The 13,571-nt window shown below is 71.3% G+C and carries 10 protein-coding genes; 8 read left to right on the forward strand and 2 right to left on the reverse strand.

The genetic code is table 11. The features are described from left to right. Positions 1-54: 54 nt before the first annotated feature. On the reverse strand, positions 55-2,646 hold the full coding sequence (locus ACFPN1_RS15680; protein WP_386756142.1) for an ATP-binding protein: 2,592 nt from the start codon (positions 2,644-2,646) through the stop codon (positions 55-57). Positions 2,647-3,250: 604 nt separating this feature from the next. Here ACFPN1_RS15680 and ACFPN1_RS15685 point away from each other — a divergent pair. Both ACFPN1_RS15685 and glnE read left to right on the forward strand, forming a co-directional pair. Beyond that, positions 3,251-4,642, forward strand: a complete 1,392-nt coding sequence (locus ACFPN1_RS15685) for a S8 family peptidase (RefSeq protein WP_386756143.1) — start codon at positions 3,251-3,253, stop codon at positions 4,640-4,642. A 75-nt stretch (positions 4,643-4,717) separates the two neighbouring features. Further along, the gene (glnE, locus tag ACFPN1_RS15690) at positions 4,718-7,534 is read left to right on the forward strand and encodes a bifunctional [glutamate--ammonia ligase]-adenylyl-L-tyrosine phosphorylase/[glutamate--ammonia-ligase] adenylyltransferase (protein WP_386756144.1); all 2,817 of its coding nucleotides are present in this window, start codon (positions 4,718-4,720) and stop codon (positions 7,532-7,534) included. Here glnE and ACFPN1_RS15695 read toward each other — a convergent pair. Further along, complete coding sequence (locus ACFPN1_RS15695) at positions 7,531-8,499, reverse strand: mitochondrial fission ELM1 family protein (RefSeq protein WP_386756146.1); 969 nt, start codon at positions 8,497-8,499, stop codon at positions 7,531-7,533. The genes glnE and ACFPN1_RS15695 overlap by 4 nt on opposite strands. A 106-nt stretch (positions 8,500-8,605) precedes the next feature. Here ACFPN1_RS15695 and ACFPN1_RS15700 point away from each other — a divergent pair, with 106 nt between their 5' ends. The 6 genes from ACFPN1_RS15700 (at position 8,606) to ACFPN1_RS15725 (ending at position 13,504) form a co-directional block, all read left to right on the forward strand. Continuing rightward, the gene (locus ACFPN1_RS15700; RefSeq protein ID WP_386756147.1) at positions 8,606-9,196 is read left to right on the forward strand and encodes a malonic semialdehyde reductase; all 591 of its coding nucleotides are present in this window, start codon (positions 8,606-8,608) and stop codon (positions 9,194-9,196) included. A gap of 67 nt (positions 9,197-9,263) precedes the next feature. After that, the gene (locus tag ACFPN1_RS15705) at positions 9,264-9,851 is read left to right on the forward strand and encodes a YceI family protein (protein WP_386756148.1); all 588 of its coding nucleotides are present in this window, start codon (positions 9,264-9,266) and stop codon (positions 9,849-9,851) included. 6 nt (positions 9,852-9,857) lie between these two features. After that, positions 9,858-10,559: a pirin family protein gene (locus tag ACFPN1_RS15710; RefSeq protein WP_386756150.1), complete on the forward strand. Its 702-nt coding sequence runs from the start codon at positions 9,858-9,860 to the stop codon at positions 10,557-10,559. A gap of 232 nt (positions 10,560-10,791) precedes the next feature. Then, on the forward strand, positions 10,792-11,001 hold the full coding sequence (locus ACFPN1_RS15715; RefSeq protein ID WP_386756152.1) for a zinc-finger domain-containing protein: 210 nt from the start codon (positions 10,792-10,794) through the stop codon (positions 10,999-11,001). Between the two features lie 102 nt (positions 11,002-11,103). Further along, positions 11,104-12,210, forward strand: a complete 1,107-nt coding sequence (locus tag ACFPN1_RS15720; RefSeq protein ID WP_386756153.1) for a glycosyltransferase family 4 protein — start codon at positions 11,104-11,106, stop codon at positions 12,208-12,210. Next, entirely contained in the window at positions 12,182-13,504 is a 1,323-nt protein-coding gene (locus tag ACFPN1_RS15725) for an O-antigen ligase family protein (RefSeq protein WP_386756154.1), read from the forward strand. The genes ACFPN1_RS15720 and ACFPN1_RS15725 overlap by 29 nt, the downstream gene beginning before the upstream one ends. Positions 13,505-13,571: the final 67 nt, after the last annotated feature.

Raw genomic sequence — 13,571 nt, forward strand, 5'->3', positions numbered from 1 at the left:
AGGCGCCCGCGGCGCGACGTCGGCAGGCTTGCCCGTATTGCGCGGGGCGATTGCCTATTTTTGCGGGTGGATGCCCGCGGCCACCGCCGCGGCCATCGCCTCGGTGCGCGAGCTCACCCCGAGCTTGGCGAAGATCGCCGCGACGTGGTGATCGACGGTGCGCACCGAGCGGCTCAGGCGGGCGGCGATCTGCGCGTTGCGCAGGCCGTCGCACAGCAGCCGCAGCACTTCCACTTCGCGTTCGGTCAGGGCGTGCGGATTGGCTTGGGTCGAAGCGCGCTGGCCGCGCGGTACGCCGCGCACGCCCGCATCGCGCAGGTCGCGGCGCAGGCTTGCAGCGATCGGATTCGCGCCGAGTCGTTCGAAGATGGCGACCGCCGCGAGCCGCGCCTGCGCATCGCCTTCGGCCAGCGCGCGCGCTTCCTCGTACGGGCAGCCGAGCGCGCGCCACGCCGCCGCGGCTTCGTGCCACTGGCCGGCGAACTGCAGCGCGTACGGCGCCGGGCTTTCGTCGGGAAGCGGCGTTGCGATGCCGGCGCAGCGCAACTGGTAGGCCACTTCCGCCATGATCCAGCGGCGGTATTGCGACTGCGCGCGCAGCCCCGCGAGCACCGCGACTTCGCCCGCGCAGGCGGCATGGTCGCCGCGCAGCCGCGCCGCTTCCGCGCGCGCGGCGACGACCGGCCCCACCCGCAGCAGCGAGCGCGTCGGCAGCGCGAGTTCGAGTGCTTCGTCGAGCACGCGCAGCGCGTCGGGATCGCCGCGACGCACGCGCACCTGGCCGAGGACGGTGAGCGCCACGATGCGGTTGATCGTCGCCAGCGCGGGGGCCTGCAGGAGGCGGCCGGCCTGCTCGGCGGCGCGGTCCCACTGTCCCGCCGCGAACCAGGCCGAGGCCTGGTAGGCGGCCAGGTAACGTGCCCATGCGTCGAGATCGCGCGCGTCGCAATAGGCGATGCCTTGTTCCATCAACTCGTGCGCGGGCGCGAAACGCATCAGCATGACGGCGTCGAACGCGAGGTTGACGTAGGCGCGCGCGGCGTGTTCCTCGAAATCGTGCTCCAGCGAGAGCGCGAGGCTGCGCTCGAGCTGCGCGCGCCCGGCTTCGTCGCCGGCATCGAGCCGGGCGGTGCCGATGTTGTTGAGTGCGTGCGCCTGGATCTCGCGGTCGCCCAGTTGCGTGGCCAGTTCCAGCGCGCGCGTGCCGATGGCGACGGCGTCGGCGGTTTCGCCCTGCAGCATGTGCAGTTGCGCGCGGTTGCTGTAGGCCATCGCCAGTTCGCGGCCCGGCGGCAGCGCTTCGAGCACTGCGATCGCCTCGTCGGCGTGGGTTTCGGCGATCGCGGTGCGCCCGTCGTACCAGGACAGGCGCGACAGCCAGCGGATCGCATCGCCTTCCTTCAGGCGATCGCCCAGGTGCTGCCACAGCGCGCGCGCCGCCGTGCGCGCCGCGAGCGCGTCGCCGATGCGGTCGGTCAGGTAGCTCTCGTAGGACAGGCGGTCGAGCAGCTCCGCGCGCACGCGGTCGGGTTCCTGCGTGGCATGGTCGAGCGCCGTGCGCAGGTGCGCCGCGGCTTCGCGATGCGCGCCGCGCCGTCGCGCCTCCAGCGCGGCTTCAGGGGCCAGGCGCAGCACGGCGTCGCGATCGTGCGCGCGCTCGGCGTGGTGCACGCGCCAGGCGAGCGAGGTCCGCGACGGTTCGGCGTGCTCGAGCGCGGCGAGCACCTGGGCATGCAGACGCTGCGCGCGCACGTCCGACAGCGATTTCTCGACCGCGACGCGCGCCAGTTCGTGGCGGAACGCGAGGGCGTCGCGCTGGGCGACCAGCAGGCCCGCATCGAGGCAGGCCTCGATCGCTTCCAGCGGCGGCGCCAGCACCGCCTGCATCAGCCAGTCGTCGATGCGCCGGGGCACGATCGACGCGAGTTGCGCGACCTGTTGCGCCTGCGGGTCCAGGCGGGCCAGGCGCGCCAGCACCAGGTCCTGTACGCCCTGGGGCACGCCGGCGGTCCCGTGCTGGAGCAACTCGCTGACGAAGAAGGGATTGCCGCGCGTCAGCGCGTGCAGGCCTTCGGGCGAGCGCAGCGCGCTTCTGGCCATCGCCGCGACCGCGTCCGGCGAAAGCGATGGCACCTGCACGCGGGCGACGCGCGATGCCGGCAGCTCGCCCATCAGTCGCCGCAGCGGGTGCTGGGCGGTGACTTCGTCGTCGCGATAAGTCACCAGCAGCAGACAGGGCACGCCGTCGAGACGCCGACCGAGGAACCTGAGCAGGTCCAGGGTGGCTTCGTCCGCCCAGTGGGCGTCTTCGACCACGAACAGCGTCGGCGTCGCCTGCAGTTCCGCCAGCACCGCTTCGAACAGGCGCGCACGGCCGGCGTCCTGGGCGAGCAACGGCCCGAACCGCACGGCGTTGGCGCGGGCGATGTCGTGCAGCGGCGCGAGCGGGTGCGGCGTCTGCAACGCATCGCAGGCGCCCCACCACAGTGCGGTGGCGCCGCGGCGGTCGCGCAGCGCGGTCGCCAGGCTGGTCTTGCCGATTCCGGCTTCGCCGCCGACGAGTACCGCGCGGCCGCTGCCACCGGCCGCTTCGCGCAGCAGCCGCTCCAGCGCGTCCAGCAGCGAATCGCGTTCGAACAGATGCATGCGACGCTCCGTAAGCGGCGTGGGGATGAGCGGCCGCGACGGATGCATTCAAGCGCGCGGCGGGGTGCACAGGACATGCGTTCACGCACTCGCGCGATTCGCATCGCCTCCGCAAAGCAACACGTCCGATCGGTCCGGAGCAGGACGACCGCGTGGGCGCCGGCGTTCCGACCGGCCGCGAGGCGCGGAAAGCCGGGGTGTTCTTCGGGCTTGATGAACTGCTCAGTATCGTTTTGCACTGCAGCGTGCAAACCGAATAACGGTTCCTTCACGATCGACCCGCATCCCGACGTGGGGGAGGGAGCAAAGCCCGCTACCGGTTACGGCCGCTAGCGGGCTTTTTTATTTCCGCCGTTTGCATCCGCTGCGATCCGGTTCCCCCCGGAGCGATGCGCGCCACGGCATCGCACCGCCTTCACCTGCGGTGGGCATGATCCATGCGGGGTTGCGCGCGCGGCATCACGGTTGGGGTGGTTCTTCCCACCAGCGTGGCCGGTCGGACGGGGTTTCTGCGTGGCTGCTTGACGGGGCGCGAGGGGAACATTCCGTCGCCGGGCCGCGACGTCGAGCGCCCCTTGGTCAATCACCCAGAGGGACAACCGACATGAGTAACCTTTCCCGGGCCATTACCGTGGCCCTCGGCACGCTTGGCTTTGCCGCATCCGCCCACGCCGCCACCTACGTGGTCACCGCGAAGTCGCAGAACTTCGACACCGTCCTCGCGCGCAAGATCGAAGCCGCCGGCGGCACGATCACCTCGCGCCTGCCGCAGATCGGCGTCGCGTTCGTGCAGTCGAGCGATCCGAACTTCGCCACCCGCGCCGCCAAGGTGCCGGGCGTGCGTTCGGCGGTCGCGGACGTGACGCTGCAGTTCGAGCAGCCCGAGCCGCTGCAGATCAGCGAGGACTTCGCCAATCCGCCGAACTCCGGCGACAACGACCGCTTCTTCGACCTGCAGTGGGGCCATGCCGCCATCGACGCGGCCGGCGCCTGGAATGCGGGCTATCGCGGTGCGGGCGTGCGCGTGGCGGTGCTCGATTCCGGCGTGTACTGCACGCACGTGGATATCGCCCCGAACCTGCTCGCGGCCGATTCGACCTCGTTCGTGCCCGGCGAGAGCTACTGCAACACCAGCGGCAGCAGCCACGGCACGCACACCTTCGGCACCATCGGCGCGGCCGACAACGGCATCGGCACGATCGGCGTGGCGCCGGACGCCAAGCTGATGGCGGTCAAGGTGTTGAGCGCAGCCACGGGCAGCGGCAGCTTCGAAGGCATCATCAGCGGCATCGTCTACGCCGCCGACCACGGCGCCGACGTGATCAACATGAGCCTGGGTGTGCGCGGCGGCCTCGACATCGGCGGCAAGGAAGTGGCCGAACTGGTCAACGCGACCAAGCGCGCGGTGCAGTACGCGCGTTCGCAGAACGCGATCACGATTGTCTCGGCCGGCAACGACGGCCGCGACCTCGATCACGACGCGGGCGTGCAGATCTGCGACGACGACGGCGTGTGCTACCGGGCGAACCTGCGTGCGTTCCCGGCGCAGCTGCCGAACGTGGTGTCGGTGTCCGCGCTGGCGCCGGAAGGCTGGGCGATCGATCCGACCACCGACCTGGATCCGCTGGCCAGCTACAGCAACTACGGCAGCTCCGCGATCAGCTTCGGCGCGCCGGGCGGCGACGGCCGCCTGCCGGGCACGCAGCTGTGCCAGGTCGGGCCGGTGGTGCAGCAGTGCTGGGTGTTCGACCTGGTGTTCAGCACCACCAGCGTGTCGGGCGCCAGCAACTTCTACGGCTGGATGGCGGGCACCAGCATGGCGGCGCCGCACGTCTCGGGCGTGGCCGCGCTGATCATCGGCAAGCACGGCGGCGAGATGGCGCCGGCCGATGTCGAGCGCATCCTGCGCGCCTCCGCCGACGACCTCGGCAAGCCGGGCAAGGACGACGCCTACGGCTATGGCCGCGTCAATGCAGCCAGGGCCGTGCAGCTCTGATCGCTCCTGCTTGTCGGTACCGATGCGGCCGCCTCCGGGCGGCCGCATTTTTTTGCGCATGCCAGAATCGCGGCGATGAAGCACGCCCATTGCCACGCCCTCGCCGAACGCGCGCTGCAGCGCCTGCGCAACCTGCCCGCGTGCGCGGCTGCCCTCGACGATCCACGCGCGGTGGAGCAGGTGCGGCAGCTGGCGATCGCCAGCGACTTCGCCATCGACACGCTGCTGCGCCAGCCCGGGCTGCTGCCGCGCCTGCTGGCCGATCCGTCGCCGGCCGCGCCGCCGCGGCTCACGCCGGAGAATCGTAGCGACTGGCCCGCCCTGCTGCGCCGTTACCGCGCCGCGGAATCCACGCGCCTGATCTGGCGCGACGTGCTCGGCCCGGATGCGGTGGGCGACACGCTCGCCGGCGCCACGGCACTGGCGGAAATCTGCCTGCGCAGCGCGCTCGCCGCGCTCGAGGACGAATTCGCGCAACGCCACGGCGTGGTCCGCGATCGCGATGGCGCGCCGCAACGGCTGGTGGTGTACGGCCTGGGCAAACTCGGCGGCGGCGAACTCAATTTCAGTTCCGACGTCGACCTGGTCTACGCCTACGAATGCGACGGCGAGTCGGACGGCGCGCGCCCGCTGGCGGCGGAGACCTACTACGCGCGCCTGGGCCAGCAACTGGCGAAGCTGCTCGACGAAGTCACCGCCGACGGCTTCAGCCATCGCGTCGACCTGCGCCTGCGCCCGTACGGCAATGTCGGCCGCGTCGCCTGGTCGTTCGCGGCGATGGAGCAGTACTTCCAGCACGAAGGCCGCGACTGGGAGCGCTATGCGTGGCAGAAGGCGCGTCCCGTCGCCGGCGACATCGATGCGGGCGAACGCTTCCTCGAGACGCTGCGGCCGTTCGTGTACCGCCGTTACCTCGATTACGGCGCGCTCGACGGCCTGCGTGCGATGAAGGCGGCGATCAGCGCCGAGGTCGCGCGCAAGGAGCTGGCCGACGACATCAAGCGCGGCCCCGGCGGCATCCGCGAGATCGAATTTCTGGTGCAGGCGCTGCAGCTGATCCGCGGCGGTCGCGAACCGCAGTTGCGCGAACGGCGTCTGTTGCCGGCGTTGCAGGCCCTGGTCGATGCCGGCCACGTGACCGCGGAAGCGGGCACGGCACTGGCCGAGGCCTACGGTTTCCTGCGGCGGCTGGAAAACCGCCTGCAGATGCTCGCCGACGCGCAGACGCATGCCTTGCCCGAACGCGACGCGGATCGCGAGCGCATTGCTGCGGCCCTGGACTGCGCGGACTGGGACGCGCTGCGCGCGGCGCTGGACCTGCGACGTGCGCGCGTCACCGCGGAGTTCGAAGCGCTGCTCGCGCCGCGCCGGCGGACGCAGGCGCCCGATGCGCTGGCGTCGTACTGGCGCGCCCTGCCCGAGGCCGGTGATGCGGAGGAATTGCGCAACGCCGGTTTCGACGAAGCCGAGTCGGCCGACGGCCTGCTGCGCGATCTGGCGCGCAGTCCCGGGGTGAAGGGTTTGTCGGATTCGGCACGTGCGCGCCTGGATCGCGTGCTGCCCGCGCTGCTGCAGGCCGCGGCGGGTTCGCAACAACCGATGCTCGCCTTGCGACGCCTGCTCGCGCTGCTGCAGAACATCCTCCGGCGCAGCGCCTACCTGGCCCTGCTCGACGAACAACCGGCCGCGCTGCAGCGCCTGGTCGACGTGGTCTCGCGCAGCGCGCTGCTGGCCGAGCGGCTCGCCGCGTATCCGCTGCTGCTCGACGAACTGCTGGATGCGCGCGTGGCCGGTCCGTTGCCCGGTCGCGATGCGTTGCTCTCGGCCGCTGTCACGGTAGCCGGCGAGGATGCCGAGAGCGTGCTGCAGGACCTCAACGAAGTGCGGCAGGCACTGAGCTTCCGCATCGCGATGGCGGTGCGCGATCGCCGCCAGCCCGCGGCGACGAGCGCGCAGCAACTGGCATGGCTCGCCGACGGCGTGGTCGCGCGCGTGCTCGCGCTGGCATGGCATGAAGTCGCTGGCGCGCATGGCGTGATCGACGGCGCGCGCTTCGCGGTGCTGGGCTACGGCAGCCTCGGTGGCGAGGAACTCGGTTTCGGTTCCGACCTCGACCTCGTCTTCCTCTACGACGCCTCGCGCGCCGCGGACGGCAGCGAGGCGCATTCCGACGGCGCGCGGCCGCTGGATGCGGCGCGCTGGTTCGCGCGGCTGGCGCAGAAGATGGTCGCGCTGCTGGGCACGGTCACCGGCGCCGGCCGCCTGTACGAAGTCGACGTGCGCCTGCGCCCTGATGGTGCCAAGGGCCTGCTGGTGTCGTCGCTGGCGAGCTTCGACGAGTACCAGCGCGAGCGCGCATGGACCTGGGAACACCAGGCGCTGGTGCGCGCACGCTTCATCGCCGGCGACGACGACCTGCATGCCGACTTCGAGCACGTGCGCGAACGCACCCTGGCACGCCCGCGCGATCCCGCGCAGGTGCACGAAGACGTGGTGTCGATGCGCCGGCGCATGCGCGCGGAGCTCGATCGCAGCGATGCGGCCGCCTTCGATCTCAAGCAGGGCGAGGCCGGACTGGTCGATCTGGAATTCCTGCTGCAGGCGCTGGTGCTGATGCATGCGCACGCACGGTCCGAGCTGCTGGTGCCGCGCAATACGCCGGGACTGATCGCGGCGCTGCATGATGCGGGGCTGATCGGTGAGGCGGCGCCGGCCTTGCGCGTCGCGCACGCCACGCTGCTGGAACGTGGCCTGGACTGCACGCTGGATCGCCGCCAGCGCCGCCTGCCGCTGGACGAGGACATCGAAGCGGCGCGTGCCGCCATCCGCGCCGCCGCGCAGGCGCAGGGCCTGGATCTCGCGACGCTGCCGGCAGGTCCGGGCGCGGCTTAGAGGCCGAGCCGCTGCCGCACTTGCGCGGCCACGCGCGCGGTTTCGCGCAGGGGTTCGACCGCGAAGGGCGCGAGCGTCGCATCGAAGCCGCGAATGCGTCCGCTCGCGAGCAGGCTGTCGACGAAACGCCGCGGCCGGCCGCGCAACGCCGCGATGCCGGTCGCATACACCGGGGCTGCCGTGGCTGCGGCTTCCGACAGCATGTTCACCGAATCGGCGGAGCACACGATGCGGTCGGCCCAGCCGAGCAGGCCGGCATACGGATTGGCGCCATCGCGCTCGTCGCACCACACCATGCCGGGCAGGTGCGCGAGCTTCGCGCGCAAGGCCGCGCGTGCGGCCCCGGGCGTGCGTCGTGACGCAGTCGCCAGCACGCTGCCGCCCTCGCGCGCGAGGTGCCGTGCGAGGGCGTCGAGCCACGCGTCGAGCGCGGCCGCATCGAAGCGTGCATGCGCACTCGTGCCGCCGAGCAGTATCGCCGTGCGTGGCTGCGGCCATTGCGCGAACGCGGCGAACTGCCGGCGCGCCGCCGCCAGCCAGAGGTCATCGACGGAATGCAGACTGCCCAGCAGCGTGATGACGTTGTCGCCGCGCAGTCCGTCGTGCTCTGGTGCGATGACCAGGTCCCAGTGGCGCGGCGCGATGCGCGGATCGAGGATCTGCACGGCGCGTGCGCCGTGTTCGCGCAACAGCCGTGTCGCCAGCGCCGCCTGCCGGCCGCAGCCGATGGCCAGCCCCGGTGCCTGCATCAGTGCGCGGGCGAATTCGTCGCCGAACGCCCCATCTGCGCCCGGCAAGCGGCGCGGCGACAGCCAGCGCCACGGTGCGCGCGCCTGCAGCGTCCATTCGCGTGTGGGCTCCACGCCGAGCGCGGCGGCCAGCGCCTGCGCCTGCCGCACGTTGCCGGCGTGGCCGTCGCTGAGGGCCCAGGCGTCCTGGCGCGGTGGCGATGCGCTTTGTTGCATCGGGGAGTAGGTCCGTTCCGGGGTCGCCGCCTGTCGATTCACGCGCGAGACTCTACACTTTGCCGCCCTGGCCGATGGCCGCACCGTCATTCATGGAGATCGATTGATGCATTCCGCCTTGCCGGCCGATGCGCTGGACCAACTGTTCCGCAACGCGCGCACCCACAACGAGATCGGCGGCGAGGTCGACGATGCGCTGCTGCACCAGCTCTATGACCTGCTGAAGTGGGGGCCGACCACGGCCAACTCGTGCCCGGCGCGCTTCGTGTTCGTGAAGTCCGCCGAAGCCAAGGCCAAGCTCGGCCCGGCGCTGGACGAAGGCAACTACCGCAAGACCATGGCCGCGCCGGTGACCGTCATCGTCGCCTACGACATGGCCTTCTTCGAGAAGATGCCGTACCTGTTCCCGCACACCGACGCGAAGGGCTGGTTCGACACCAAGCCCGAGGCCGCGATCGAGGCGATCTGCCTGCGCAACGGCAGCCTGCAGGGCGCCTACCTGCTGCTCGCCGCGCGCGCGCTCGGTCTGGACTGTGGGCCGATGTCGGGATTCGACAACGCCAAGGTCGATGCGGCGTTCTTCGCCGGCACGACATGGAAGTCGAACTTCCTGGTCAACCTCGGTTACGGCGATCCGGCCAGGCTGTTCCCGCGTTCGCCGCGCCTGGCCTTCGACGAGGCCGCGCGCATCGTCTGAGTTGCGCGAATCTTCCGGCGCCCTGCGCGCCTCTGCTTCCTGTCCCCCATCCCACGGAGCCCGCACCATGCTCAAGCCGCTGACCCTCGCCGCCGCGCTGCTGCTCGCCGGCAACGCCTTCGCCGCCCCGGTCTCGTACAAGATCGATCCCAACCACACCAACGTCGTCGCCGGCTGGACCCACTTCGGCTTCTCGCACCCGGCCGCGAACTTCGGCCAGGTCGACGGCACGATCGTCTACGACGCCGACCACGTCGGTCAGTCGTCGGTCAACGTGACGATTCCGCTGACGGGCCTGGACACCGGCGTACCGGATCTCGACGAGCACCTGCGCAGCAGCGACTTCTTCGACGCGGAGAAGTACCCGACCATCACCTTCGCCAGCACGAAGACCGAGGCGGCCGGCGACAACAAGCTGCGTGTGTTCGGCGACCTCACCGTGCACGGCGTGACCAGGCCGGTCGTGCTCGACGTCACCCTCAACAAGAGCGGCGTGCACCCGCTGGGCAAGCGCGAAGCGATCGGCTTCGATGCGAACACCACGATCCGGCGCAGCGAGTTCGGCGTGGGCAAGTTCGTGCCCAACGTGAGCGACGACATCACCATCCGCATCACCACCGAAGCGATGGTGCCCAAGGCCGACGCCGCGAAGTAAGCCGCGATGATCGTCGATCGTCCTGCCGACAGCCGTGGACGCGGCGGTGCCGACTGGCTGCAGAGCTGGCACACGTTTTCGTTCGCGCGCTATTACGACCCCGCGTGGATGGGCTTCGGCCCGCTGCGCGTGATCAACGAAGACCGCGTCGCCCCCGGCGCGGGCTTCGCGCCGCATCGCCACGCCAACATGGAAATCCTCAGCTACGTGCTCGAGGGCGGGCTCGCGCACCGCGACGACAATGGCGGCGGCGGGGTGATCCGCGCGGGCGAACTGCAATGGATGAGCGCCGGCCACGGCATCGAGCACAGCGAGTTCAACGCGAGCGATGCCGAGCCGGTGCACTTCCTGCAGATCTGGATCCAGCCCGACCGGCTCAACGCGCAGCCCGCATATGCGCAGCGCGCGCCGGTCGGTGCCGATGCCGACGGGCGCTGGCTGTTGCTGGTGTCCCCCGATGGCGCCGAGGGCAGCATCGCCATCCGCCAGGACGCGAAGCTGTACGTCACGCGTCTGCCGCCCGGCGCCGGCATCGAGCGCACGCTCGAACCCCAGCGCCGCTACTGGCTGCAGGTGACCCGCGGCACGGTTGATGTCGCCGGCCGCACCCTCGGCGCCGGCGGCGCGATCGGCCTGGTCGACGAGCCCGGTCCGCTGCGCATCGCCGCGACGCAGCCCGGCGAAATCCTGCTCTTCGACCTCCCGTAGGGCGGGCCCTGGCCCGCCGCGAACGCGACGATCTTCCCCTCGAGGCCATTGCGTAAGGCGGACCTTGCCCCGCCGCGAACGCGACGATCTTCCCTTCGACCCCATTGCGTCGGGCCCGACCGGCGCGAATGACGGCGATCTCCGGTTTCGCCGATGGCGAGCCAAGGCCCGCCCTACGCGACCATCGCGCGCCGGTACAATGCCGGCCCACGCTTCACGAAGTCGCCCCGCCATGACCGCAGCTCCCCTTCATCCCACCCAGGCCAATGCCGAGAAGCGCTACGTCGTCACCCGCGCCGACCTGCCGCTGAGCTGCCCGCTGCCGTCGATGGCGCTGTGGAATTCGCATCCGCGCGTCTACCTGCCGATCGAGGCCGAGCGCGAATGCCAGTGCCCGTACTGCGGCGCCCACTTCGTGCTGGAAGACCAGCCGGAAGCCTGACTTGAACGGCGGCCCGGGGAAGCCGCGCACGGACCGGCCCGCGTGCGGGTTGGGTTCGCCGCTTTCGCTGCCGTTCGTGGCCGCGCCTGTCGGGTTCCGCGCGTGCTGACCGTCGTCCAGCTGCTGCCCGCGCTGGAGTCCGGCGGCGTCGAGCGCTCCACCCTCGAAATCGCCGAAGCCCTGGTGCAGGCCGGGCATCGCGCCCTGGTCGTGTCGGCCGGCGGCCGACTCGTGCCGCGGCTGCAGGCGCTGGGCGCCGAACACATCACCCTCGACATCGGCCGCAAGTCGCCGCTGACGCTGCGCCACGTGCGGCGTCTGCGGGCCCTGTTCGCGCGCGAACGCGTCGATCTGGTGCACGCGCGTTCGCGCCTGCCGGCGTGGCTGGCGGTGCTCGCGCTGCGCGGCCTGCCGGCGGCGACGCGACCCCGCTTCGTCACCACCGTGCACGGGCTCAATTCGCCCTCGCGCTACAGCGCGGTGATGACGCGCGGCGAACGCGTGATCTGCGTTTCGGCGAGCGTGCGCGACTACGTGCTGCGACACTATCCCGCCACCGATGCGACGAAGCTGCGGCTGATTCCGCGCGGCATCGATCCGGCGATGTTCCCGCGTGCGCCGCGTCCCGATCCGGCGGCGCGCGCCTGGGCCGCGACGCAGCATCCGGCCCTCGCCGGCGACGCGCCGCTGCTGTTGCTGCCCGGACGCGGCACGCGGCTGAAGGGCCACGCCGATGCACTGAAGCTGCTGGCCGACCTGCATGCGCGCGGCGTCGCGGCGAAACTGTGGTTGCCGGGCGCGCGCGAAGCGGGGCGCGAGGCCTACATCGCCGAACTCGAACGCGACGCGGCGACGCTGGGCATCGCCGATGCCGTTGCCTTCACGCCGCCCACCGATGCGATCGCGCGCGCGTACGCGGCGAGCGACCTGGTATTGCAGCTCTCGCGCAAGCCCGAATCCTTCGGCCGCACCGTGGTCGAGGCGCTTGCGGTCGGCCGCCCGGTACTGGGCTGGGCGCACGGCGGCGTGGGCGAGTTGCTCGCGCAACTGCAGCCGCGCGGCGCGGTGGCGCCGTTCGACGCCGCCGCGCTCGCCGCCGCCGCCGCGGAACTACTGGCGCAGCCGCCGCTGCCTCCGGCTACCATTCCGCACACGCTGCGCGCGATGCAGGAGTCCACGCTTGCCGTCTACGCCGAACTCTGTGGCTGAATCCCACGCCGACGCCCGCGCGGCCGGCTGGCGCTGGGCACCGGCCTGGATCCTCACCTACGTCGCGCTGTGGCCGGCGCCGGGCTATGCCGAAGCCGTGTTGGTGCTCGGCGCGCTGGCCGCGATCGCGCGCCTGACGCTGTCGCGCTTCCGCGGCGGCGCGCAATTGCTGAGCAATCACGCCTGGGCCCTGACCAGCGTGCTGTTCTGCGCGTACTGGGTCCCCGAGTTGCTGTCGTCGGTCGATGCCGTCGATCGCGCGCATGCCTTCGCGCAGACCGCCGAAGACCTGCGCTACCTGCCGTTCCTCTGGCTGGCCGCGTCCGCCGTCGCCAATCCGCGCGGACGCCGCATCACCTTCACCGGCCTGGCCGTGATCGTCGGCGTGTGGACGCTCGACGCGCTGCTGCAGGCCGTCACCGGCACGAGCCCGCTGTTCTTCGGCATCGATGCCGTCAAACAGCTCATCAGCCACCATCCGATGTGCACGGCCGCGGAAGCGGCCGCGGCCGACCGCCTCAGCGGCGTGCTCGGGCCGTGCAACCTCAAGCTGGGCCAGGTACTCGCGAGCCTGTCGCCGTTCGCGCTGTACGCGATGGGCCGCCGCTTCCATGCGCTGGGCTGGCTGGTCGCCGCGGCGGCGGTCGGCGTGGTGATACTGCTCGCGGGTTCGCGTGCGTCGTGGATCACCTTCGCGCTGGTGCTGCTGTTGTCCGGCTGGCGCGTGCTGGGCTGGAAGAAGCTGCTCGGCGTGTTCGTCTTCGGCGCGGTAGCGCTGGCGGTGATGGTGGCGACGGTGCCGCAGGTGCGCGAACGCATCGACCGCACGTTGTACGCGTTGAACGCCAGCGAGAGCGGCGTCGACAACGCTTTGTCGGGGCGCGGCCGCATCTGGGGCGCGGCGCTGTGCATGGTGCGCGAGCATCCGCTCAACGGCGTGGGCGCGCGCGGTTTTCGCGACGCCTTTCCGGCCTGCGATCCGGATCCGGCGCAACCGCCGGCCTGGGGCAGCGGCCCGGCGCTGCATGCGCACCAGATCGTGCTGGAGATCCTGAGCGAAACCGGCGTCCTCGGCCTGCTGCTGTGGTTGTCGGGCGTCGCGCTGGCATGGCGCGCGTGGCGCTTTGCGGACGAGGCCGCGCGCGAGGCCGCGCGACCGGCGATGCTCGCGCTGGCAGCGACCGTATTCCCGTTCAACACGCATCTGGCGTTCTATTCGACGTTCTGGGGCGGGCTCACGCTGCTGCTGGCGGCGTTGTATGCAGGCAGCCTGCTGTCGCGAACGCAGTCGTAGGGCGGGTCTCGACCCGCCGTCGCGGCATTGGATCGAACCACGGCATCCGAAGGCAATCGATGTTCGA

The sequence above is a fragment of the Lysobacter yangpyeongensis genome (genome assembly GCF_042655745.1).
GTDB lineage: Bacteria > Pseudomonadota > Gammaproteobacteria > Xanthomonadales > Xanthomonadaceae > Agrilutibacter > Agrilutibacter yangpyeongensis.

Coding starts and splice junctions, on each gene's coding strand:
- ACFPN1_RS15680 (WP_386756142.1), bottom strand. CDS start 2,646: ATGCATCTGTTCGAACGCGATTCGCTGCTGGACGCGCTGGAGCGGCTG.
- ACFPN1_RS15685 (WP_386756143.1), top strand. CDS start 3,251: ATGAGTAACCTTTCCCGGGCCATTACCGTGGCCCTCGGCACGCTTGGC.
- glnE (WP_386756144.1), top strand. CDS start 4,718: ATGAAGCACGCCCATTGCCACGCCCTCGCCGAACGCGCGCTGCAGCGC.
- ACFPN1_RS15695 (WP_386756146.1), bottom strand. CDS start 8,499: ATGCAACAAAGCGCATCGCCACCGCGCCAGGACGCCTGGGCCCTCAGC.
- ACFPN1_RS15700 (WP_386756147.1), top strand. CDS start 8,606: ATGCATTCCGCCTTGCCGGCCGATGCGCTGGACCAACTGTTCCGCAAC.
- ACFPN1_RS15705 (WP_386756148.1), top strand. CDS start 9,264: ATGCTCAAGCCGCTGACCCTCGCCGCCGCGCTGCTGCTCGCCGGCAAC.
- ACFPN1_RS15710 (WP_386756150.1), top strand. CDS start 9,858: ATGATCGTCGATCGTCCTGCCGACAGCCGTGGACGCGGCGGTGCCGAC.
- ACFPN1_RS15715 (WP_386756152.1), top strand. CDS start 10,792: ATGACCGCAGCTCCCCTTCATCCCACCCAGGCCAATGCCGAGAAGCGC.